Annotated in this window: 18 protein-coding genes; 9 read left to right on the top strand and 9 right to left on the bottom strand. The window is 43.6% G+C overall.

The window, feature by feature from the left end; genetic code table 11:
• Positions 1-8: 8 nt before the first annotated feature.
• Together HOP38_RS20740 and HOP38_RS20735 are read left to right on the top strand one after the other, a co-directional pair.
• Positions 9-1,445, top strand: a complete 1,437-nt coding sequence (locus tag HOP38_RS20740; RefSeq protein ID WP_198558871.1) for a methyl-accepting chemotaxis protein — start codon at positions 9-11, stop codon at positions 1,443-1,445.
• 300 nt (positions 1,446-1,745) lie between these two features.
• Entirely contained in the window at positions 1,746-1,958 is a 213-nt protein-coding gene (locus tag HOP38_RS20735; protein ID WP_006074373.1) for a hypothetical protein, read from the top strand.
• On the opposite strand, the gene HOP38_RS20730 is transcribed toward HOP38_RS20735, so the two are convergent.
• Positions 1,933-2,592, bottom strand: a complete 660-nt coding sequence (locus HOP38_RS20730) for an HAD-IA family hydrolase (RefSeq protein WP_006074374.1) — start codon at positions 2,590-2,592, stop codon at positions 1,933-1,935. The two genes, HOP38_RS20735 and HOP38_RS20730, sit on opposite strands and share 26 nt — an antisense overlap.
• Before the next feature lie 124 nt (positions 2,593-2,716).
• The gene (locus HOP38_RS20725) at positions 2,717-3,217 is read right to left on the bottom strand and encodes a flavodoxin (RefSeq protein WP_198558870.1); all 501 of its coding nucleotides are present in this window, start codon (positions 3,215-3,217) and stop codon (positions 2,717-2,719) included.
• Between the two features lie 73 nt (positions 3,218-3,290).
• On the opposite strand from HOP38_RS20725, the gene HOP38_RS20720 reads away from it, so the two are divergent.
• Positions 3,291-3,767, top strand: a complete 477-nt coding sequence (locus HOP38_RS20720; protein ID WP_006074376.1) for a CreA family protein — start codon at positions 3,291-3,293, stop codon at positions 3,765-3,767.
• Positions 3,768-3,819: 52 nt separating this feature from the next.
• Here HOP38_RS20720 and HOP38_RS20715 read toward each other — a convergent pair whose 3' ends face one another.
• Positions 3,820-4,767 (bottom strand): sensor domain-containing diguanylate cyclase, encoded by a 948-nt coding sequence (locus HOP38_RS20715; RefSeq protein WP_198558869.1) that lies wholly within the window; start codon positions 4,765-4,767, stop codon positions 3,820-3,822.
• A gap of 213 nt (positions 4,768-4,980) precedes the next feature.
• Between HOP38_RS20715 and HOP38_RS20710 the strand changes: the two genes are divergently transcribed.
• Both HOP38_RS20710 and HOP38_RS20705 read left to right on the top strand, forming a co-directional pair.
• Positions 4,981-6,285 (top strand): inosine/guanosine kinase, encoded by a 1,305-nt coding sequence (locus tag HOP38_RS20710; protein ID WP_124942025.1) that lies wholly within the window; start codon positions 4,981-4,983, stop codon positions 6,283-6,285.
• A gap of 165 nt (positions 6,286-6,450) precedes the next feature.
• Positions 6,451-8,199: a formate--tetrahydrofolate ligase gene (locus tag HOP38_RS20705; RefSeq protein WP_198558868.1), complete on the top strand. Its 1,749-nt coding sequence runs from the start codon at positions 6,451-6,453 to the stop codon at positions 8,197-8,199.
• A 67-nt stretch (positions 8,200-8,266) separates the two neighbouring features.
• Here the strand turns inward: HOP38_RS20705 and HOP38_RS20700 are convergent, their stop codons facing one another.
• A complete protein-coding gene (locus HOP38_RS20700) occupies positions 8,267-8,893 on the bottom strand; it encodes an OmpA family protein (protein ID WP_081836463.1) in 627 nt (208 codons plus the stop codon).
• A 189-nt stretch (positions 8,894-9,082) separates the two neighbouring features.
• Here HOP38_RS20700 and HOP38_RS20695 point away from each other — a divergent pair, with 189 nt between their 5' ends.
• Entirely contained in the window at positions 9,083-9,709 is a 627-nt protein-coding gene (locus HOP38_RS20695; protein ID WP_006074752.1) for a thioredoxin domain-containing protein, read from the top strand.
• A gap of 15 nt (positions 9,710-9,724) precedes the next feature.
• Complete coding sequence (locus tag HOP38_RS20690; protein WP_006074753.1) at positions 9,725-10,198, top strand: BamJ family beta-barrel-assembly machinery protein; 474 nt, start codon at positions 9,725-9,727, stop codon at positions 10,196-10,198.
• Positions 10,199-10,263: 65 nt separating this feature from the next.
• On the opposite strand, the gene HOP38_RS20685 is transcribed toward HOP38_RS20690, so the two are convergent.
• On the bottom strand, positions 10,264-10,860 hold the full coding sequence (locus HOP38_RS20685) for a beta-phosphoglucomutase family hydrolase (RefSeq protein ID WP_256200716.1): 597 nt from the start codon (positions 10,858-10,860) through the stop codon (positions 10,264-10,266).
• 269 nt (positions 10,861-11,129) lie between these two features.
• Between HOP38_RS20685 and HOP38_RS20680 the strand changes: the two genes are divergently transcribed.
• The gene (locus tag HOP38_RS20680; RefSeq protein WP_198558867.1) at positions 11,130-12,875 is read left to right on the top strand and encodes a methyl-accepting chemotaxis protein; all 1,746 of its coding nucleotides are present in this window, start codon (positions 11,130-11,132) and stop codon (positions 12,873-12,875) included.
• A 53-nt stretch (positions 12,876-12,928) separates the two neighbouring features.
• On the opposite strand, the gene helD is transcribed toward HOP38_RS20680, so the two are convergent.
• A complete protein-coding gene (helD, locus tag HOP38_RS20675) occupies positions 12,929-14,998 on the bottom strand; it encodes a DNA helicase IV (protein ID WP_198558866.1) in 2,070 nt (689 codons plus the stop codon).
• Positions 14,999-15,205: 207 nt separating this feature from the next.
• The gene (locus tag HOP38_RS20670) at positions 15,206-16,780 is read right to left on the bottom strand and encodes an arylsulfatase (protein WP_423250101.1); all 1,575 of its coding nucleotides are present in this window, start codon (positions 16,778-16,780) and stop codon (positions 15,206-15,208) included.
• Positions 16,781-17,087: 307 nt separating this feature from the next.
• Here HOP38_RS20670 and HOP38_RS20665 point away from each other — a divergent pair, with 307 nt between their 5' ends.
• Positions 17,088-18,653, top strand: a complete 1,566-nt coding sequence (locus tag HOP38_RS20665) for an arylsulfatase (RefSeq protein ID WP_006074758.1) — start codon at positions 17,088-17,090, stop codon at positions 18,651-18,653.
• Between the two features lie 74 nt (positions 18,654-18,727).
• On the opposite strand, the gene ssnA is transcribed toward HOP38_RS20665, so the two are convergent.
• Both ssnA and ygfK read right to left on the bottom strand, forming a co-directional pair.
• Positions 18,728-20,056, bottom strand: a complete 1,329-nt coding sequence (ssnA, locus tag HOP38_RS20660; RefSeq protein WP_198558864.1) for a putative aminohydrolase SsnA — start codon at positions 20,054-20,056, stop codon at positions 18,728-18,730.
• Between the two features lie 15 nt (positions 20,057-20,071).
• Positions 20,072-23,188 carry a putative selenate reductase subunit YgfK gene (gene ygfK / locus HOP38_RS20655; protein ID WP_198558863.1) on the bottom strand — a complete coding sequence of 1,039 codons (3,117 nt, stop codon included), beginning with the start codon at positions 23,186-23,188 and terminating at the stop codon, positions 20,072-20,074.
• Positions 23,189-23,361: the final 173 nt, after the last annotated feature.

Genomic DNA, 23,361 nt, shown 5'->3' with positions numbered 1-23,361 from the left:
GAGTTATCATGAGAGAAGTGAAATTTAGAAAGATCGACGCCTTGTTCATCAAGATGTCGATTAATGACAAGATGTGGGTACTATTTGCCCTATTTTTCGCCGCACTTACCTTTTCTGCGGTCAGTCGTTATCAAGACAGCGTCTCAAATGCAGAGCAACAAGCAATCGCTAGTGCTGAAGCCAAGCTATCTAGTTATTTAGAAGTAAGTTCAGCAACGGGTAACTCAAGCATTTTGAAAAATTTCAACGTCATAGAATCCACAAGCCAAGCATCTTCGATCAATAGCGGTCAGGTAACAGCAACAGCTCGCGGGTTGGATGGCAAAAATTACAGCCTAACCACTTCAGCTTCTATACAAATAGACAACGCCAAGTCTCAAGCACTTACCTCTCTTGCTCTCACTTATCTCTGGCTACTGCCTTTTTCTATCTTCAGCTATTGGTTGGCCACTTTCCTCGGTGGTGCACTATTTACTCTTTACTCCACCACTCAGAAAATTGCCGACGGCGACCTAACCTCTCGTCTTAATTTTGTCGCTGGCCGCGATGAGTTTGGAACCATAGGTGTGGCATTGGACCGCGCTATGGACACTTTAACTGAGCTAGTCACCACCGTTAAGTCATCTGCAACCAGCCTGGAAGAAACAGCCTCTTCTTTTCAAGAGGAAATGGCGAAAAGTAACAACCAAATCAACAATCAATATGCGTCACTTGACTCAGTTGCTACCGCTATGGAACAGATGACGGCTTCCGCTCAAGAAGTGTCGAACATTTCTCGTCAGTCAAATGAACAGGCAGAAGAAGATACTAAGCAAGTTGAGCTCAGCTATCAACGCGTTCAACAAGCTATTGGTGATATCAATCAATTGTCTGCGTTTATCGAAGAAGCTTCACATTCTGTAGCGGCTTTGACGGATAATACGACCCAAATTAATGAAGTAATTACCACCATCAATGCAATCTCTGAACAGACTAACCTATTAGCGTTAAACGCAGCTATTGAAGCTGCAAGAGCGGGTGAACAAGGCCGAGGTTTCGCAGTCGTCGCAGATGAGGTTCGCACGTTAGCTGGTCGTACTCAGACAGCCACGGTCGAGATTCAAGCTATGATTGAAAAGCTTCAATCTGAAAGCCAAAATATTGCCGCCATTACTCAACAAACGGTAGAACAAGCCGAATCCAGTAGCGCACTGATTTCGGAGATTGGACATGACGTCAATTCTATCGCCGACTCATCTCGCGCAGTAATGGACATGAGTACTCAAATTTCTACATCAGCGGCGGAACAAAGCGCGGTGGCTGCTGAAATCGCAGCAGAGCTCAGTGATATTCGAGTTCAGTCCGGTACCATTCGCGAAGTAGCGGAACAAAGCGAGGTGGGCGTATCAAACCTGACTAAAGCGACGATTACACTGGGAGAAGTACTGACTCGTTACCGCACTTAACGTGCTCTGCTCGTAAAACAGTATTTCAAATTAGAAAGCCAGCATAGCTGGCTTTTTTGTTGGCTTATTTTCAATATACAAAGAAACACCAAATACAAACCTAGATGCATATTAAATTATACATCAACACGCATATTCATTCGTTGAACCAATATCTCATCTGTACAAATAGCGACCAATAATGACTGTTAGTGACATAAGTCGCATTAGCGCGTGAAATCGAACAGTTTTCCACACTAGATATTTGAGCTCGTATTACTATTAGGAGGGTCAAGGTAACTTCGAGTAGTTAGGAGAGATATGTCACATAGCAAATCACAAGAACCATATACAGGACTATGTCCCGAGTGCGGAGCAGATGAAGGCCTGTTGTCTGAAGATAACGAAACGTTCTTGTGTGCGGAATGTGGCTACTACACCACAGAATTGACGAAGCAAACAACTCGTAGCTACCAACAAAAGTTCAATGCCACGTCAATCAAACCTTTTACGCTAAACTGTTCTGTTCATTAATGTGTTCAATGACCTGTTTCATTGATGTCAAACAGGTTGCATTTTTCTGTTCGTAGTCACAGCTGGTAGCAAAGTGTACGGTTCTAATACCCGCTGCTATGCCCATTTTGACGCCTTTCGATGTGTCGTCAATATAAACGCACTCATCCGGTAGAAAACCCATCATGGTTACTGAGTATTGAAGCAAATCGGGTTCAGGCTTCCAACTGTTGGCATCAAAAGCAGAAATGACTTTACCTCTGAATTTATCACTCAAGCCAACAATAGAGAGCATCTTTTGGGCTTTAGAAAGTGGACTGTTGGTAACAACACAATATTCAATGCCTTGTTGATCCAAGTGAGAGAGCAGCTCCAATGCTCCTTCCATAGGTCTAAGCTTCTGCTCAAACAAGCGTTGAGTTTCATTACGATAAATAGGTTCTAGTAAATCCAGCGAAACATGACTTTGTGCCAACGATTGAGCGGAAGATAGAACGTCCGCTATCTTGCCGCCCGAAAAGTTATCCGATACCGCTTCTATACTTAGCGTTACCCCTACCTGCTCAAACGTGGCAACTATCGCCTCACAACACAATCTTTCACTATCGACCAGTGTTCCATCACAATCAAACAACACACATTTTACTTTTGACATCAAACACCAAGCCTTACAACACTTATTTTTCGTAAAATATTAATATACTTCCCTGATCAATATGTGGGGCTAGGCGTGAGTTTTTATATATTGTTTTACTTGATGATCGAAACTTCCAAGCAGATCACCGTTTTTCAATCCAAAGGTCAGATTCTTTTGCAATATCTAAGGTTTGTATTAGAGACGCTATAATGGGCTCCGGGCTTAAATCCTGTGCGCTATGACAGGTAACTAAGTCCGAGAAAAGAATAACGGTGTCTTCTTTACTCACCAACACCGCGGCACAAGCTTCGCCACCCTCAAAGCCCAGATATAGGTCATGCGACTGGTCCAAAATAATTTGTGCGAAAAATTCCACTATCGCATTCTGATGGTGTTCAACCGCCCACCTTTTCGCCTGCAATAGAGCAAACATGACTGTTAATCTATGAAAATCAACCTTGTGCCACTCGATGTTCAATTCGCTTTCAGAATCCACCTTAAGCGACTCTAAGTAGTTGCTCGACAACGACTCCTGATACAATTCCCTTCCCTGTACGCTTTCAGGTGTTGGGAAATCAACGTCTATCTGGCTCGCTAGCCATTGATTTTTGTTGGTATAAAGTCGTTCTGCGACATCTTTCATAATAATCCTGTTCGATTTTTCGAGTAACCTTGGTTATGGTATACAAAAGCGTTGATAAAAAGGAATGCTCTCTATGTTTAAAAAGCTCTTGCTGGTCCCTGCTCTGACACTAGCCTTGTATGGTTGTGGTGATAAAGAGGTAGGTGATGTATCGCTGGGTATGTTCACATTAAAAGATATCAAACTCAATACTCTAACCGATCCTATTGTTACCGGTGTTACTTGCCATATTGCCAGCATTGAAGCTGACTTAAGCCTATCTGATCCAAGTGACAGCTCTATCTCATGTCGACAAACTGGTGAGATAACACCAGAAATGATCGCGCAAATCGATAAGTCGAAGTCAGGTGAAGTGGTCTTCAAGAAATCTAAGAGTATTTTCTTTAAGAGCATGAAAGTACGTCGCATCTATGACAAAGATAACCAAACGCTTATGTATCTTTCATACTCTACCAAAGAAACGTCAGGTAGCTTTAAGCACAGTCTCTCAACTGTTCCACTATGGAATACTGCTGCCTATGTTGAGCCGGCCACTGAAGTAGCCCAATAAAACATAAGCGGGTACTTTAATAATTAGAAGTACCCGCTTCCGCCAATAGTCATTATTTACATTGACCCGCTTGTATACAACCATTACAGCTTGTGACGGACTCTAAATGGTCACAAAACACGTAACTGGTATTCTTCCCTTTAGCGTTGAGCTTTACTTCCATTAAGGCTTTATCTGCCAATGCCAACAGTTGATCTTCCAATCCTTTTTGAAGAGATGCGACCCCAAGGCTTATCTTGATCTTGAACGGATGACCAGTGCTCGAATAGAGGGTTTTACTTGCTACTGATTCACGTACTCTTTCAGCCAATCTATAAGCGTCGGGCAGCGAGGTTTTTGGAAGTAAAATAGTGAACTCATCTCCACCAAACCGAAAACAAAAATCCTCTTCTCGCACCGTCCCTAACAGGGTCTTCCCTATCGACTGGAGAACGTAATCTCCAATACTATGCCCAAATCGGTCGTTAATGGATTTAAATCCATCCACATCCAACATTAAACAGGACATGTCATGGCCATGTCGTTTAAACGATGCGATCTCATGCTTTAATTGGAGTTCAAGAAATCGACGATTATACAAGCCGGTTAGTACATCCCGAATAGCGAGGAACTCAAGTTCATTGTGGCGCGCCACGGTCTTTGAAATATCAATCGCTAACCCAAATATGCCGACCACCTCATTATGGCTGTTGAAAATGGGTGACTTCATATTTTGGTAGTGCTTAACCTCGCCCGATTTCAACGTGTTCACTTCAACGTTTGAAACCGTTTTTCCATTCAGAACCGACACATCATTTTTGATAAGGTCACTTGCCTGCTCTATCGAGAAAAACTGATTGTCATCAGCACCGATAATCTCTTCTCTAGCACGAGCAAACAATTGACATACCGCTTCATTGACGTAGGTGTAACATCCGTTTTTGTCTTTGATAAAGAAATAACAATCCATGCGATCAAGCACTTCTTGAATTTTCTCTGGGCTTAGGCTCGAAATATTCAATATGCAATCCGTGTCATTTTAACTATTCTTAGGTTAGTCGGCTGATAAACCATGTCAAGACTATGGTTATGCATTGGTTAACAGTCTGATTAAAGATTGGATTTCACCCCTTTCTGCATATGGTCAAAATCACACAAACGCTGCAATTTTATGAAACATTATTGAAGTCATTGTGATATCATGCCGCCAAATTTCGTTCCATCAGCGTTTACTATGAGATTCCCTGGACAACGTAAGTCAAAACACTATTTCCCAACTAGCAAGAAAGATCTGTCTGTTAGCCAAGCTCAGTCAGCTCCAAAGCTATTCCGACCGACTATTATTGGTGTTGGTCAAACGATCGTTGATATCGAAGCACGAGTTGACGATGCTTTTCTTGCTAAATACGACCTAAGTAAAGGTCACTCTCTGGTACTTGAAGAAAGTAAAGCAGACGCGCTTTATGAAGAACTGGTTGCTGAAGGACTAATTACTCACCAATTCCCAGGTGACACTATTGGTAACACGCTACACAACTATTCAGTTTTGGCAGATAGCAAATCTGTTTTACTGGGCGTTATGTCAAAGAACATTGAAGTAGGTTCGTACGGTTACCGTTATCTATGCCGAACGTCTTCACGCATGAACCTGAACCATTTACAAACTGTTGATGGTCCAATTGGCCGTTGCTACACGCTAATCACCGACGATGGTGAACGAACATTTGCGATCAACGAAGGTGAAATGAACCAACTTAAGCCAGAGAGTATTCCAGAGTCTGTGTTTAACAAGGCTTCAGCTTTGGTAGTTTCTTCTTATCTAATGCGTGGTAAGCCAGAAGATCCGATGCCTAAAGCGGTTGCACGTGCAATTGAGATCGCAAAATCTAAATCGGTACCCGTGGTGTTAACGTTAGGAACTAAGTGGGTTATCGAAGGCAACGAAAAGTTCTGGCAGGATTACATTAAAGACAATGTCACTATCGTTGCTATGAATGAAGAAGAAGGTGAAGCACTCACTGGATTCTCCGACCCACTACTTGCCGCCGACAAAGCGTTAGACTGGGTTGATTTGGTATTGTGTACAGCTGGTCCTGACGGCCTATATATGGCCGGTTATTGCGACAATGTTGCACTCCGTGAAACGACGCACGATATTCTTGAAGGCGAAATCGATGAGTTCAACAAATTTGAATTTAGCCGAGCAATGCGTAAAGCGGATTGTGCAGACCCGCAGAAAGTCTACTCTCATATTGGCCCATATTTAGGTGGCCCACTGGAAATTAAGAACACCAACGGCGCAGGTGATGGTGCTCTTTCGGCTCTACTTCACGACATGACAGCCAATGACTTTCATTGCCAGAATGTTCCAGAGTCAGATAAACATGTTGCACCTTGCTTAACCTACTCTTCTCTTTCACAAATTTGTAAGTATGCGAACCGAGTGAGTTACGAAGTCCTAACACAGCACTCGCCACGACTCACCCGCTCTTTACCAGAGCGAGAAGACAGCTTGGAAGAAGCATACTGGGATCGATAAAAAAGAGGCTTCGGCCTCTTTTTGTTTTCAAAACAATCAACTAAATAAAGAGTGATTAAAAATAGAACAGGTTGCTGAATATTTAACTTTACAAAGGATTTTTAACCAGTATTATCCTGACGCAAACGTTTTCCTCAATAATTTTGTGGCTTTTAAGGACCGTTAATGCTATCTGATATTGATATCTGTCGTACGACGTCTCTTTCCCCTATTTCTGAGATTGCTAAGCAATCTGGACTACTCGACTCTGAGTTTCATCCTCAAGGTTTTCACAAGGCAAAAGTATCCTTAAACGCGGTAAACCGACTCAAAGACAATATTGATGGCAAGCTTGTTGTCGTCACTGCCATCACTCCTACACCACTAGGTGAAGGCAAAACCGTGACAACAATTGGTTTATCACAAGGTCTGAAAAAGCTTGGTCAATCGGTCATGGCGTGTATTCGTCAGCCGTCAATGGGTCCAATTTTCGGTGTGAAAGGTGGCGCTGCAGGTGGTGGCTACTCTCAAGTTGCACCGATGGAAGAATTGAACCTTCACCTGACGGGCGATATTCACGCGGTTACCGCCGCTCACAACCTTGCTGCTGCCGCAATTGACGCTCGTATTTACCACGAACAACGCCAAGGTTATGAAGCTTTTGAATCTCGTACCGGGCTTAACGCGTTAAAAATTGATATCAAGAATGTCGTCTGGAAACGTGTAGTTGACCACAATGACCGAGCACTTCGCATGGTGACAGTTGGCCAAAACGAGGTGAACAAAACCATTAATGGTTATGAGCGTGAAGACGGATTTGATATCTCCGCAGCCTCAGAGCTGATGGCGATTTTAGCACTATCGAAAGACTTAAAAGATCTGCGTTCACGTATCGGCCGCATTGTCGTGGCTTACTCTTTAGATGGTGAGCCAATTACCACCGAAGATCTTCAGGTTGCAGGTGCTATGGCTGTTAGTATGAAAGAAGCCATTGAGCCAACCTTAATGCAAACTCTTGAAGGTGTTCCAACGCTTATCCATGCGGGTCCTTTTGCCAATATCGCTCATGGTAACTCATCCATTATCGCCGATAGCATTGCGACAAAGTTGAGCCGCTATACGATCACTGAAGGTGGTTTTGGTTCTGATATGGGTTTTGAAAAAGCGTGTAATATCAAAGCCTCTGCAACAGATAAAAAACCTGACTGTGCTGTGATCGTGGCGACACTTCGTGGCTTAAAAGCGAACTCTGGACTCTATGACCTCAAACCAGGTACGCCTATTCCAGACTCTATCTACGGTAACGACTCGAACGCCCTGAAAGCTGGGTTCGAGAACTTGAAATGGCATATCAACAACGTAGCTAAATATGGTGTACCAGCGGTCGTCGCTATTAACCGCTTCCCTCAAGATAGTGACGAGGAACTTAACCTTCTAAAATCTTGGATTGAAGCGCTTGAACAAGATTGCCGAGTAGCAATTAGTGAAGGATTCGCAAAAGGTGGCGAAGGCACTAAAGAACTCGCACAGCAGGTTATAGCGGCCTGTGAGAACGAAGCGAACTTCAAACCACTTTACACACTCGATCAATCCATTGAATCTAAACTAATGGCCGTATGTGAAGGTGGTTACGGTGCCGCTCGAGTCACTCTGTCTTATCAAGCGCAAAAGCAGCTTGAACTATATGAAAAACATGGCTTCAATCACCTCGCCGTATGTCTTGCTAAGACCCCTCTGTCTATCACCACCGATGGCAGTATCAAGGGCGCACCAAAAGACTTTGATGTTGTAATACGTGAACTGCGTTTGTGTGCTGGTGCTGGTTTTATCTATGCACTTTGCGGCAATGTAATGACGATGCCAGGCTTACCAGACAAACCAGCCTTTATGTCTCTTGATCTTGATGACGAAGGCAACATCATTGGACTAAGTTAATCTATTTATCTGATTTAACTATAAAAAAGCGACGTTACAACGTCGCTTTTTTTAATCTATTAACTATCTACTGCGCTACTATCAAGGTCAATTCGACTCGCCTATTACAAGCCTTCCCATATTGTGTTTGGTTCGTGCACTCTGGAACATTTTCGCCATAACCACGCGTATAGATCATCTGCCTAGGCACTCGTTGACTGATCAAGGTTTGGCGAACGGACTCAGCACGTTTGTCAGATAGCTTATCGTTGATTGCCACAGTTCCGGTATTATCTGTATGTCCCCCGATTACAACATCAATCCCTTGCTGGCCAGATAAGAAGCTCGCCAGTTGTTGAAGCCATTGTGCAGAGGTGCTAGCTACATGTGCAGAGCCAGTATTAAAGTGGATTTTTTGCTTTAAACGGATCATGACATAGTCACCAGGAACTAACTCATAGTCGAGACCATTGTTGACCAAGTAGCGCTCAAGAACATTCCAAGACTCGGTGCGCATTTGCCCATAAGGTCCTTGAACGCTGGTTGAGGCGATTTTTGGCGCATCCGCCCATTCTGGATGCATCACATCAAACTCTGACTTCGGAGCCGTTTGCAGCATGTCTGGAAATAGTTTACTTGTTGTCGATGACACGGCACTACATCCCGCTAGTAAGGAGGCAGCCAATACCATCCCTGCTTGTTTCAACGTAAACATGTCACTCTCCAATTATTCCTTTATACGCTGTTAACTATCGGCGATTAATACAGAAACTTTATAGCGAAACATAAAAAAACTGACGGAATTTAGGTTTCGCTTTGTAACGATTTGACGAGCTGAATTGCTTGTAAGCAGACTTAAATAAACGTTAAACTCTGTGAGTTATTTTCATATAGAAGCTCAAACATGTTTAAAACTCTTACTAAAACTTTATCCGTGATGGCCTTGGCTCTTGTTGTTTCGGCTTGTAGTGACTCTGATACAACACCCGTTGAGGGCAAGCAATATCGCACACTTGATGCCAACCTGAGCACACTGCGCTTACCTCAAGTTACCGAAGTATTCTCTCTAGGCTGTGGTCACTGTCGTAACCTTGAACCAATGCTCCCTGAGTTAGAGTCATTGACTGACAGTAAACTTGGTAAAGTCCATGTGATGTTTAATGAAAGCGCACAAATCGCTGGTATGTTGTTCTACTCTGCCGTCATGCAATCAGAAAACAACGTCGTTCCTGCTGACATGAAAGACGAGCTATTTGCACTCGTTCAAAACCCAGATATGGATGGCAGCGCAAAGAAAGTTGAATTGGATCGAATCTTTGAATCTCGTGGAATGGTTAGCCCATACAACCTGAGCGAAGCGCAGCAAAAAGAGCTGTTTAATTACATTCAAACCGCAGAAACCGTATCGACTAAAGCGCAAATTAATGCAGTTCCAACGTTTATCGTTAATGGTAAATACGAGGTGATGCTAGCGGGTCACCAAGACATTAATGAAATCGCTGAAACCATCAACTACCTAAAAACAAAATAACAATAAGGAATTACTGTGTCTAAAGTCTTAATCCCTCTCATTGTTCTGCTATTAGCGGCATTCATGATCTATCGAACTTGGACCAACAGCAAAGCTGGTGAGGAGAACTTTCAGCAAGGCCAAGCATTCCTTCTAGAAAACGCTAAGAAAGAAGGCATTATTACTACCGAGAGCGGCTTACAATATGAAGTGCTTGAAACTAGTGGCAATACTGAAAAACCAGGTCCTAAAAGCAAAGTTAAAGTGCATTATCACGGCACGCTTATCGACGGTACTGTGTTTGATAGTTCAGTTGACCGTGGTACACCAATTAGCTTCGGGCTGAACCAAGTTATCAAAGGATGGCAAGAAGGTCTTCAACACATGTCTGAAGGTGACAAATATCGCTTGTACATCCCAAGTACATTGGGTTATGGCAAGAAAGGTACTGGCCCTATCCCTCCGTCGGCAGTATTGATTTTTGATGTTGAATTGATTGAAATTCAATAATCAAAACTATAAACAAAAAGAGCACCTATAAGGTGCTCTTTTTGTTTCGTTCTCTATCGAAAAGGTCACTGTACCGGATGAAATTCAAAGCCTGACTCAGTAACCAAATAACAGTCCATTCCACCAGCATGCGCAGCTTGAAGGCCTAATTGAGTGTCTTCAAAAACTACACACTTCTTAGCGTCTACACCCATATTCTTAGCCGCTAACAAGAACGTTTCTGGATTAGGTTTGTGACTCTCAACATCGGTTGCCGACACTACACAGTCTAAGTCATTCAAAACTCCAGCGTGCGTCAATAACTTCAAAGCAGAGTCACGTTGGCTCCCTGTACCTATCGACATGGGTTTGGTGCCTTTATATTGCTGAAACACTTCATAAGTGTGTGCTATTGGCTTACCTGTTAGTGGCAATTGTGCAAAAGCATTCATCTTAAATATCGACACTTGTTTCGGATCCAATTCGATACCATAACGCTTTGACACCTCACCCGCGATCTTGACACTTGGCATACCTCCCAGAGAATGCAGCCAATGGCGATCAAATGGAAAATCGAATTTCGTTGCCGTCATTTCCCACGCTAAGACATGGTTTGGCATGGTATCCAACAACGTGCCATCCATATCGAAGATAATTCCATCATACAACTCTAAATCTAACAACTGGTTAACCTCTTGTGGTTCATTAAGGGCATTAACATTACAAATTTATTACTAAAGAACGGCGTACGCTTACCGATACAATAGTAAATAATAAAAAAACGGCTTAGTTTTGTGTAGTCTTTCCATTTTTGAGTTTAGAAAAACTTTTATAAGTGACTAGAAATCAACAAGTTGATACATTCCGCGCTCAGAAATATTTAAGCACACATATTCATATTGCCAATCCAATTACTGGCAATATCTTTCTCGCGAATATGAAAAGGTTGATAATGAAGATCAAGCACCAACTTCTACTTTTAGGGTCAATATCCGTATTGGCTATCGCCTCAATGTTAATGTCTAGTAGCTACTTTGCGAAGACTACAGATAACCTTACCAATGCTCTCACTAAACTGAGTCAACTTGAAGTCACTTTGTTGAATCTTCGTAGAAATGAAAAAGATTTTTTATTACGTAAAGACGAAAAGTACCTAGCAAAGTTCAGAGTCAACGCTGAACATTTCCGTAGTCAACAGAATGAACTTCAACTCACCCTTGCCAACGCAGGTGTCTCTCTTCCAAATCAACTATCAGCGGAGCTTGCAGCGTACGAACAAGCCTTCACAAAACTGGTAAATGGTTACGTTGTACTTGGTCTAAACCTTTCACAGGGTCTGTCTAAGCAATTTCTTGAAGTATTCCATCAAGAGCTTGAGCGAGACATCACTCATGAATTATTGCAGTACCACGATGACGTTATGTTTGGCAATGTTGCGACCGTGAAACCAACCAACAACCCATCACTTAATACTGTTGGTCAAAATGTCCTTATGCAACGTGAAGTCATTGGCTTTGCCTACGACCAAGGTTTGCTTGGGCTAACTCGCAGCAATTCTCATAAGATTGAAACAGATTTTGAGGATTTTAATGCTCAATTAAACCGTGTACTTGATGACAAGATCCAAACCATCATGACCGCAAAATGGACCATTTCTGTTCTATTACTTGTTGTCATTGCCGCTCTCATCACTTACATAGTCAGAGCGATCAACCTTAATGTAAACCGCTTGCAGTCTACTATCTCGGATATTGCTGAACACAATGACCTAACCAAAAGAGTGTTAGTTAAAGGCAACGATGAGATAGCCTCAATTGGTAAAGCCGTCAATTCATTGCTGGATAACTTTGCTTCATTAGTTGGCAACACACAGAAGCAGTCTTCAGAGCTTAGAAGCAGCAGTACCAATATGGAAGATGAATTGGAGAATGTGATTCATCAATTCCATAGTCAAAGTGACCACACTAACTCAATGGCAACGGCGGTTCAGCAAATGGTAACCACCATTGACGAAATTGCACAAACTACTCACAACGCCGCTGATGTGGTAAACAAAGCAGCGGACAACTCTCAGAACAGCCGCGCATTTGTTGAAAACACTGTCGGCAATATCGAGTCCCTTTCTTCCGTACTAGCGGAAAGTAACAATGAAATCCGTTCCTTGAATGAGCATGTTGGCAAAATTGGCGGAGCGGTTCATATTATCCAAGATATCGCGGAGCAAACTAATTTATTAGCACTAAACGCAGCGATTGAAGCAGCTCGAGCTGGCGAACAAGGACGTGGATTCGCAGTGGTCGCAGACGAAGTTCGTGCCTTGGCTAGCCGAACACATCAATCAACGGAAGAGATCACTAACCTCGTTAGTGCAATTCAGGCTCAAATGACAACGGTGGTTACCGACATAGAGCAATGCAACGCTCAAGGAGCAGAAACATTGTCTGCGTCTGCGAAGCTTGATAGCGCACTACAGCAAATCTCTGAGGACATGGCTGAGATTCAGACCAACTCCGATCAAATTGCTGCGGCGATTGAAGAGCAAGGCATAGTAATGGGTCAGGTAGGCGAATCCATCACAGAGCTTAATGAAATTTCTAATGACAACATGTCGAATGCACGTAACTGCTTAGATGAAGTGAAAAACGTGTCTAGCCAAACCACCAAAATGGACAGTGCCATTTCAATCTTTAAGATTTAGGGAACGGTAACTAAGACAAAGGCCACGTCAAAATGTGGCCTTTTTGTATTCCATTACTTTTTAACAAGCACTTGTTCGTGCTCCATAAGTTCACGTACAAATATCGATGGTGAGGATTGATACGTCACCCACACTTTGTTTTTTGCTCTTGTTAATGCAACATAGAACAAGCGCCGCTCTTCAGCGTGTTCATAAGTATCTGTGCCTATGGTCAGGGCATTATTTAGGTGAACGAACTTCCTTTTCGCTGGGAATTGTCCCTCATCAGCGCCTACTACAATAACGTAATCCGCCTCTTTGCCTTTACTAGAGTGACAGGTCATAAACTCCAACGACAAGTTTGCAAACTGCTTACACCAATCACCAAACAATTCCGGTTTATGATAGTGGTTACGTCCTAACAGCAACACTGATTTACCTTGTTTGGACTTGCTATTAAGTTCCTCAAGAATTTTCTCTACACGGCTGCCCTGCTCCACAATCACTACCTTTTGCTTAGCGGATTTGTGGCTCTTAATATCTTTAGTCAGTTGTGTAGGATTGGCTTGAATGAAGTCAGACGCCACTTCCAACAACTTGTCATTAAAACGATAAGTCGTATCTAACAAGTGGATAGAGGCGTTAGGGAATCGCTGCTCAAAGCCTGTCGTCAAATCCACATCAGATCCAGTAAACTGATAGATGGACTGCCAGTCATCACCCACTGCATAGAGCGTTGCATTGGTACCATCATGAAGCTTTTGTTCACAAAGGGCTTGAACCAACTCTAAACGATCAGGGGAAATATCCTGATACTCGTCGACCATGACAAACTTCCAGTTCGATTTGAAGCGCGAAGCAGAAACATGTTTAGTCGCTTTAGTAATCATCGAGGTAAAGTCAATTTGCTCATTCTCTTTGAGCATTTTTTGCCACGCTTGATAACAAGGCCAACATAGCGCCAACTCACTATTAAGCCGCGCATACTCTTCTTCGTCTATGATCTTTTCTTGAATCGCTTTCTTCGATAATCCAGCAGAAATCAATTGGTCTAGTTGCTGTTCTAGCCACGCGATGAGCTTAGGGTTTTCACTTTGACTGCCAAGCTCCTCATCTCCTTTTAAGTAGGCAATAGGCCATTTAGATAAGTGCTTTTGCCAACGTTTGAAGTTGGTTGGTGTCATCCAATGCTTCTTCAGCCAGTCAATGCACCAGGCAGTTTTTTGTGTTTGCTCAGTCGCTAATGGCGTTAATTGAGGTGGTTGATTCTCAGTTTCTTTGAGTATCTTCAGTCCTAATTGATGGAAGGTCAGCACCGAAATAGCGTCAGCCGTTTGCCCCAGCTTTTTCTCAAGACGTTGCTTCATTTCATTAGCAGCGTCCCGACCAAACGCCACCAATAGTATCTGGTCAGCCTGTGCGAGATGACTTTGCAGCAGATAGGACACACGCGCCATCAGCACACTCGTTTTACCTGAACCTGCTCCAGCAAGGATCAAATTTTGATCATTGTTATGCAGGACCGCCATTTGTTGTGAGTAATTAAGTGGAGATGACTCAGATTGCGAGAATAATACTTGCCAATTCTCACGCTCATTTTCCAACCATGTTTGGTTTCGTTCTGCTAGCACTGTCGCTGTATCATCCAACCATGGAATGAGGTTGTTGATTCGCTTTGGCATTGTGCGCATCGCTTCAGAAAGTGACATGTTGATTTCAAGAAACTCGGAGTTTACTTCATCCGCCCATGACACCATTTGTGATTGAGGCAAAAATTGTGGCAGAGAACGCAAGCGTCGTAACTCATCTTCCCATTTCGGTAGATAGGTATTCAGCAAACCGCATTGTTTATGGTGCCATTGCTGATAACAACTCACAGCATGTTTGGCAAAGTCCTGCGCTTCTCTCCAAGGTACCCCCTGAACCACCCAGCACACCTGTTTGCCATTCTCTTCGTGCGCAAACACCGACACGGATGACCATACTAACCCTCGCTTAACACTTAATTTTCCCGACCATTCACTAAACGGAATTCGAACCTCGGCGCGCACCGAGTGCAGCACAAGGCTATCGCCATTAAGTTCAAGAGAGCGAAATTCGTGTTGAGTAAATAACTCAGCGGTTGGGGAGGCAGTTAGCAGCATGTTGTTCTAAGGGTTCTAATCAGCAAATCTCTCACTAGTCTACTGTATCAGCCAATGATTTCCAGATAACTTTATGTAAAATCTGCGAAAAGGAATCCAAACTCGAATTACGATTTCCTATTATTCTCTAACAGACAGAGTGCTTTTCATTACGAACATGCACAAAAAAGCGCCCAATACTTAGGGCGCTTTCCGGACACAGATTAACTACTTATTCGTCGGGGTCTGAAGTTTATCCATAACCTCATCCAAGTTAAAGCTTGCTGCTTTTTGCCTTGGCGGGAATTCTTTAAAGGTCTCTAAGAACTTCCCTACATAGACTTGAGCCGGAACTAACAAGTAAACACGATCCAACATCCAGTCATAGTAGGTATTGGAGGTAACATCAGCGACCTCATAAGGGTCCATTCTCAAGTTAAAGATTTTTGGCACGCGGAGTGTCACGAAAGGTTCTGCCCATATTTGCAACGTCCCCTCTACCCTCTGCTCCATAAATACGACTTTCCAGTTGTTATAACGCAGTGCGGTTAAATCACCATCGTCTGAGAAGTAGAAAATCTCCGCACGCGGTGACTCTTCAGTTTCACCTGTTAAGTAAGGAAGGAAGTTGTAACCATCAAGGTGAACTTTAAAGGTCTTGTCACCGGCTTTGTGCCCCTTAAGAAGTTTCTCTTTTACATCAGGCTCACCAGCCGCTGCTAACAACGTAGGCAACCAATCCATGTGATGCATAATATTGTTGGAGACCGAGCCCGCTTCGATTTTACCCGGCCATTTCACCATCGCAGGGACACGATACGCTCCTTCCCAGTTAGTGTTTTTCTCACCTCGGAAAGGAGTGAGACCCGCATCTGGCCACGTATTCATGTGCGGACCGTTATCCGTTGAGTAAAAGACAATTGTGTTGTCTTCGATTCCCAACTCATCGACTTTTTTAAGGAGTTCGCCTACTTGGTTGTCGTGCTCAATCATCCCGTCAGCATAAAAACTAATGCCTGATTTACCGAGGTTTTCATCTTTCACATGAGTACGGAAGTGCATGCGTGTCGCATTCCACCATACGAAGAAAGGTTTCTTGGCCGCTACCGCGCGATCCATAAAGTCTAGAGCCGCAGAAAGAGTCTCCTCATCTACGGTTTCCATACGCTTACGAGTTAAAGGGCCAGTATCTTCAATTTTGCCGTCGGCATAGGATTTGATAACCCCTCGAGGTCCAAATTGTTTACGGAATTCGGGATCTTTCGGATAGTCGATATTTTCAGGTTCTTCCTCAGCATTTAGGTGGTAAAGGTTACCAAAGAACTCGTCAAAGCCGTGATTGGTAGGTAAAAACTCATCTTTGTCGCCAAGGTGGTTTTTTCCAAATTGCCCTGTCATATAACCATGAGGCTTTAGAAGCTCCGCAATGGTTGCATCTTCCGCTTGTAACCCAAGGTCAGCCCCCGGTAGACCCACTTTGCTTAAACCTGTGCGCAATACACTTTGACCGGTTATAAATGTCGAACGTCCTGCCGTACAAGATTGCTCGCCGTAGTAGTCGGTGAACATCATGCCTTCTTTCGCAATGGAATCAATATTAGGCGTTTTATACCCCATAAGACCAAATGTATATGCACTAACATTGGACTGACCAATGTCATCCCCCCATATCACCAAGATGTTGGGCTTATCTTCTGCATATGCACTGGCTGATATACCAAATAACGCGGTAGCCAAAACTGCTAAGCTCCGCTTAAACCTTCTGTGTGTTGTCATGTAAACCTCTACGTTAGTTGGTCGCATCCTGCCCATTAACGTATAGTCGCAAACACTCATAAGCGCCAAAAATCTAAGGCAATTTTCACTATTAATAGATTAATAAACATTAGCCAGATTTTTTGATTAATCTCACATAGCACTAAAGTTGTAAGTGACCACCCCATTGGAACTCAACCTTATGATTTAGATAAGAATATTTACCAGTTATAACTTTTTTTTATAGTGTTTATAAGACGACACCATCTCTGACCTCAAATAGAGTGCGAGGCAAATAAGCACCTCACTGGGTGTTTACTGCAAAATCAATGAGTAAAAGACGATGGAGTCTAGAATGGCAAACCACTTAAGTAAGATTGCAATGGGCGTTGGGCTTATTGCTACATCTTCAGTTGCAGTTGCAGCAGATAAACCGAACATCCTTGCGATTTTCGGCGACGATGTTGGTTATTGGAACATTAGCGCGTATAACCAAGGCATGATGGGGTATGAAACTCCAAATATCGACCGTATCGCTAACGAAGGTGCACTTTTCACTGACCATTATGGTCAGCAATCTTGTACAGCAGGTCGCGCAGCCTTCATTACTGGTCAAGAACCTTTCCGTACTGGTCTATTAACAATTGGTATGCCAGGTTCAACACACGGTATTCCAGACTGGGCTCCAACCACTGCTGATCTACTCAAAGAGCAAGGCTACATGACGGCACAGTTTGGTAAAAACCACTTAGGTGACCAAGACCAACACTTGCCAACTAATCATGGTTTCGATGAGTTCTTTGGTAACCTTTACCACCTAAATGCTGAAGAAGAACCAGAAACTTACTACTACCCTAAAGATCCAGAGTTCCGTAAGAACTATGGCCCTCGTGGTGTAATCAAGTCTTTTGCTGATGGCAAAATCGAAGATACTGGTCCTATGACGCGTAAGCGTATGGAACATGCTGATGAAGAGTTCCTAGAAACGTCTCTCGCGTTTATGGAAAAGGCAGTAAAAGCTGATAAACCATTCTTCATCTGGCACAACACCACACGTATGCACGTTTGGACTCGTCTGCAAGAGAAGTATCAAGGTAAATCTGGTATCTCTATTTATGCCGACGGCATGCTAGAGCACGATGACCAAGTTGGTATCCTGCTAGACAAACTGGACGAGCTAAACATCGCTGACAACACGATTGTTATCTACTCTACTGATAACGGTGCTGAAACAGTTAGCTGGCCTGATGGCGGTGCGACACCATTCCACGGTGAAAAAGGCACAACTTGGGAAGGCGGTATGCGCGTTCCTCAACTTGTCCGTTGGCCTGGCGTAATTGAACCAGGTACTAAGATCAACGAGATGATGGCTCACCAAGACTGGCTACCAACGCTTCTTGCTGCAGCAGGTGTTCCTGATGTGAAAGAAAAGTTAGCTAAAGGCTACAAAGCAAACGGTAAAGACTGGCGCGTACATATTGATGGCTACAACTTCAAGCCATTCTTTGAAGGTAAAACTGACAAGGCACCACGTGAGTCTCTACTTTACTTCACAGCAAACGGCGAATTGAATGCGGTTCGTTGGAATGACTGGAAACTACACTTCGCAACGTTAGAAGGTAACATCACTGACGCGGTACGTTTCTCTCCTAACTGGCCGAAGATCATTCACCTACGTGCTGACCCATTTGAGAAAGCACCACACGAATCTGGCATGTACCTACGTTGGATGGCAGACAACATGTGGCTATTCGTTCCAATTCAAGACGTACTTGGCGAATTCTTCCAAACTCTGCCTAACTACCCAATGCAGCAAGGCCAGATGATGAACCCTGCTTCGATTGACTACCAGTCTCTAGGTCTTCAAGGCAAAATGAAGCAACTTGACCAGCTTCAAAAACAAGTACAACAAATGAAGTAATCACCTCAGATTCTCTTCATAAAAAAGACCAGCTTATGCTGGTCTTTTTATTATTGGTCAATCAAACGAAAGGGTTAATCAAGATTGTCCATGTCTTTCCATAAACGAGCTGCGACTTCCCTCGCCTCTTTATAGATAGGCTCAACGTCGAATGGGAACTCACGGTTTAGATAAGAGAACTTACCTTCCACCATCACACTGTTTACGTTGCTCGCATTGAGTGCGAATGCAAAGTGACCCGGCAAGTTATCAGCAACCAAAGGTGTTGGTGAGGTGTAATCAAGAATCGTTAGATCCGCTTTATATCCTGCTTCCAAACGACCAAACTTAGCACCAAAGTTACGACCAAGAATCTCGTTGCCGTTCCATAGATGGCGCATAAAGCTATCAGGCCACATTTGACCACCAGCATCACGATGCTTGAAGAACGCAAATTTAAGCTCTTCGAACATATCCGCACCAATGCCATCGGTACCAATCGCGACATTTTTGAACTGACGTAACTGATGGTTATAACCTACATTGTTGTTCATATTCGAACGTGCATTATGAACCAAGAAACCGTCGTGTTTGTTCAAGATATTAATGTCCTTCTCGGACAAGAATAAACCATGAGCAAGCAGTGTTTTGCTATCGATTAAGCCAAAGCTATCGAGGCGCTCAACAATATCTTGGTCGTAATGATGATGACTATGAGTCACATCGTAACGGTCTTCTGCAACGTGAATATGTAAGCCACGCCCAGTCGCTTTCACCGCTTCCGACAGCATTGCCATACCTTCATTCGACACGGTAAACGGAGCATGAGCGCCGATATGAGCTTCAACCAGATAAGGCTCAACACCTCTTTCTTTTTCGGCATCCACAAGTTGTGCGAAGCGAATATTCTCTTCTACACCTGCCGCCATTTCTTCAACGCCGCCGTTACGGTCAGTGGTCTCAAAACAAGTCATACCGCGAAGGCCCGCTTTTAAGAAGCCTTTACGAAGCGTCGCCAGTGACCCTTCAATGTAGTTCGGAGAAGCATGATGGTCGATAACCGATGTACAGCCATGACGAATGGCTTCTAATGAACAAATCAAACCGCTGTAGTACAAAGCTTCTTCATCCAACGCACGATCCATTCGCCACCATAGGTTCTTCAGGATGGAGATAAAATCTGGACTTGGTTTAATGTCCGCCATGATGCCGCGAGCCAATCCAGAATAGAAATGGTTGTGAGAACAGACAATGCCCGGCATTACTAACTTACCAGTAAACTCCTTCACTTCAGCATTTGGATACTTGGCACTAAGAGACTCACCGACTTCTATGATAAGGTCGTTTTCAATCGCAATATCAATCCCTTCCTTAATAAAGGCAGGTTCCATCTGTACTGCTGTTGCGTTCTTAATTATCAACATAATTCTATTCTCCTTTTACACTTCTACAGCGCCAAGCAAGTATTTGTGGTTCGATAGAACGTACTGAATAATGGTGGCTTCATCAGCTAACGTTTCTGGCAACTTGATTTGACCATTTTGACTAATTGGATACGTCGCAACTTCCCCTTTAGCTCTTAGCAACAACTCATCACCTTGAACCAAGAAACCTGGGTTAGTGCTTGAGTCAAAGTCTTCTTTCAAACTGAACAACGTAAATTTGTCTTTGTATGGTTTGCTGTCCCAAGGGCAGAACTGAGCGCAGTTGCCACACTCGTTACAGTAAGCATCAAGGTGGAGCGTTTGATACTGGTCTTTGAAGCCAGGAATCGGCAGTGACATGTTGGCTCGGTTCGGACAAACATCCACACACTTACTGCACACGTAAGAACACTCTAAGCAGCGCTCTGCTTCTTGCTTAACAAACTCATTGCGGTCGTTTTCTTCTAGCTTGTTCGCTTCAAGCAGTGCAACTTTGATTTCGCCCTTCTTACGATACACTTCCGCGGCCGTTACTGAAGACTCAACTTGAGCTAACGTTTCAGATTGAAGTTCACGTTCGATAATTGCCGACGCCGCTTTACGACCACCTGAAATTGCCGAAACAATCGATGATGGACCGGTTTGCGCATCACCTAACAAGAACACGTTTTCGACCTGGGTCTCGCAAGTGTCATTGTTGACTGCTGGCCAACCGTCGTCACCCATTGGTACACCGATACGCGTTAACACATCACGGTTCGCTTGCTCACCTACCGCTGTAATGACTGCGCTGGCCTTGAGTGAAATAGTTTCATCGGTTGCGACTGGACGTCTACGGCCTTTCTCATCAGGCTCACCTAATGTCATGACGCGCGCTACGATAGTGCCATCTTGATGGAACTCTTCTGGGTTGGTTAAGAACTTGAAGTTCACGCCATCTTCAACCGCTTCGTCATACTCTTCTTTGTATGCTGGCATTTCAGCTTCAGTACGGCGATAAAGTACCGTTACTTTCTCAACACCTTTGACTTTAAGCGCGGCACGCGCACTATCCATCGCGGTATTACCTGCCCCAACTACAACCACATGGTCACCAAGCGCTAACGCTTCGCCATCGTTGTAGCGACGTAAGAAGTCTAGAGACTTGTAGATGTTGTTATTGTCACCCGCTAACTTGATAGGGTTACCTTTATCTGCACCGATACCCAAGCAGATGTATTGATAGCCCTGCTCTTTCAGTTGGTCGATAGTGATATCTGGATTCGCGCCATATTCAAATTCCACACCATGAGCTTCAACAAACTCAATGTCATGTCTAATGGCTTTCTCAGGAATTCTGAACTGAGGAATAATGTGTTTCACCACACCACCTGCGCTCTCTTCTTTCTCGAAGATTTTCACAGGGTGACCAGCTCGAGCAATGAAGTACGCCGCTGATAGACCTGCAGGACCAGCACCAATAACCGCGACTGGCTGTTTGGTTGTATCCAGATTTGGATGATGCCATTTAGACTGGTAGCCATCCCAACCTTTGTCCAGCGCAATTTTTTTCATTTCACGAATGTTCAATGCACCTTCGTAATCGCGACGAGTACAGTTGTATTGGCATTGGTGATCACAAATATGACCTGTGATGGAAGGCAGAGCGTTTCGAGCGTAAATGACTTCCAACGCTTCGGTATACTTGTGCTGACCCATTAGGCGTAGGTATTCAGGGATATCTTGGCTGATAGGACACGCGGTTACACAAGGTGCGACATAACAATCCGTTAGTGGCACTGGTTGCTCGACAGTAATTTCTTCAGGACCACGCCACTCTTTCTGTGTGTATTCAGCGCACAAAGACTTCTCTGCCAGTTTTTCCAAACGCTCTAGGTTAACACCACGCATTGCCCAATCAGTGCTCACTTCAAGCTCTTTGGCACAGTCAGCAAGGCGTAAGTAGCCGCCTGGTTTGAGCAGGTCTGTCGCCATAGTGATTGGGCGAATACCAGTTTCAAAGATCTCTCTGATGTTAAACTTGCTTGCACCACCAGAATAAGAGATTGGTAACGTGCCATTAAATTCGCGAGACAGTTCCAACGCCACATTGATTGATAGCGGGAACAATGCGCGGCCAGACATGTACATTTCTTTGTCAGGAAGACGGCCTTTATTGTTCAATGTACCAAGAGTGTTGGTCAGTTTGACCCCAAAGCCGATGTTCTTGTCTTTACCAAGCTTAACTAGACGATGAAGCATGGCCTTGGCATCTTGCAGTTGCAAGTCGTGAGAGAACGCTTCTTTGCTAAGGGAGATGTAATCAAAACCCGTTTGATCAAGAATGCTGCGAACACGGTCATAACCTAGCAGCGTTGGGTTCAATTTAACGAAGGTATTGATGCCCTTGTCTTCCAACATATAACGACAAATCGCTTCGATTTCGTTTGGTGGGCAACCGTGCATGGTTGATAGTGTTACCCCTTCAGTCAAACTGACTGGGATATCATCTACCATTTCGAATAATTGTTGCAGTTCAGTTTCTGATGTTCTGCTATTCAACAGTTTATTATTAGCAATAAAGTCTTTTAACTCTGTTGAATATTGTGCAAATTTTGGATGCTTTGAAGAATCGAGCATATTATCAATATACTCTTGCATTGGCTCGGTCAAAATACCATCTAAATCATAGCCAACACTCATGTTAAAAATAAATGATTTCGCTTGCTTCGCTGCTTTACTATCAAATACTGATTCAAGTAGATGCAGTGCAAACCATGCTTTCAAATATTCGTCATACGCTTTGTGTAACGTAAACTCAGTTGACCACTCCGTATTAAAACACTCATCTTCTGCATCAATACATGGTTTAGCAATTTCAAGACGGTCTAACTTCTGAACAGTCTTAAGCTCCATGAAGCGACCACCAGCAAGCCAAGACGTAACAATGTTCTGAGCTAATTGAGTATGAGGTCCGGCGGCAGGCCCTACAGGGGTTTCGCAGTTTTCACCCCATACCGCAAGGTGTTGGTTTGTCTGTTTTTTATAGAACTGCTTTTCTGGGATGCCGAAAATCGATTTGCTTTGATGATACTCACCAAACATGCGTTCAAGCAGCTCGGTGAATGGAATTGGGCGCATGATATCTCCCATGGTAACACTCCTTTATTAATTCGCTTGTACTTCTGTGTAAATGAATTAATGAGATAAGAGCAATCACTAAGCCAAGGTTGTCTAATTACTTAACATGAAGACATTTTAACTGCTATTTCGTGACAGAGGTCTGATAATAAAGGCTATTGAGAATAGTTATTAATTTGATTAAA

Origin of the sequence: Vibrio mediterranei, from assembly GCF_013364395.1 — a bacterium.
Classification (GTDB): Bacteria; Pseudomonadota; Gammaproteobacteria; order Enterobacterales; family Vibrionaceae; genus Vibrio; species Vibrio mediterranei.
The sequence above is the reverse complement of the archived record's forward strand: the minus strand, read 5'-3'. Positions and strand labels throughout refer to the sequence as shown.

Bases quoted from the DNA above. Each gene is read 5' to 3' on its own strand.
- HOP38_RS20720 (WP_006074376.1), top strand. From the start codon at position 3,291: ATGTTTAAAAAGCTCTTGCTGGTCCCTGCTCTGACACTAGCCTTGTAT.
- HOP38_RS20705 (WP_198558868.1), top strand. From the start codon at position 6,451: ATGCTATCTGATATTGATATCTGTCGTACGACGTCTCTTTCCCCTATT.
- helD (WP_198558866.1), bottom strand. From the start codon at position 14,998: ATGCTGCTAACTGCCTCCCCAACCGCTGAGTTATTTACTCAACACGAA.
- HOP38_RS20735 (WP_006074373.1), top strand. From the start codon at position 1,746: ATGTCACATAGCAAATCACAAGAACCATATACAGGACTATGTCCCGAG.
- HOP38_RS20730 (WP_006074374.1), bottom strand. From the start codon at position 2,592: ATGTCAAAAGTAAAATGTGTGTTGTTTGATTGTGATGGAACACTGGTC.
- ygfK (WP_198558863.1), bottom strand. From the start codon at position 23,188: ATGGGAGATATCATGCGCCCAATTCCATTCACCGAGCTGCTTGAACGC.
- ssnA (WP_198558864.1), bottom strand. From the start codon at position 20,056: ATGTTGATAATTAAGAACGCAACAGCAGTACAGATGGAACCTGCCTTT.
- HOP38_RS20680 (WP_198558867.1), top strand. From the start codon at position 11,130: ATGAAGATCAAGCACCAACTTCTACTTTTAGGGTCAATATCCGTATTG.
- HOP38_RS20725 (WP_198558870.1), bottom strand. From the start codon at position 3,217: ATGAAAGATGTCGCAGAACGACTTTATACCAACAAAAATCAATGGCTA.
- HOP38_RS20665 (WP_006074758.1), top strand. From the start codon at position 17,088: ATGGCAAACCACTTAAGTAAGATTGCAATGGGCGTTGGGCTTATTGCT.
- HOP38_RS20700 (WP_081836463.1), bottom strand. From the start codon at position 8,893: ATGTTTACGTTGAAACAAGCAGGGATGGTATTGGCTGCCTCCTTACTA.
- HOP38_RS20710 (WP_124942025.1), top strand. From the start codon at position 4,981: ATGAGATTCCCTGGACAACGTAAGTCAAAACACTATTTCCCAACTAGC.
- HOP38_RS20740 (WP_198558871.1), top strand. From the start codon at position 9: ATGAGAGAAGTGAAATTTAGAAAGATCGACGCCTTGTTCATCAAGATG.
- HOP38_RS20670 (WP_423250101.1), bottom strand. From the start codon at position 16,780: ATGCGACCAACTAACGTAGAGGTTTACATGACAACACACAGAAGGTTT.
- HOP38_RS20695 (WP_006074752.1), top strand. From the start codon at position 9,083: ATGTTTAAAACTCTTACTAAAACTTTATCCGTGATGGCCTTGGCTCTT.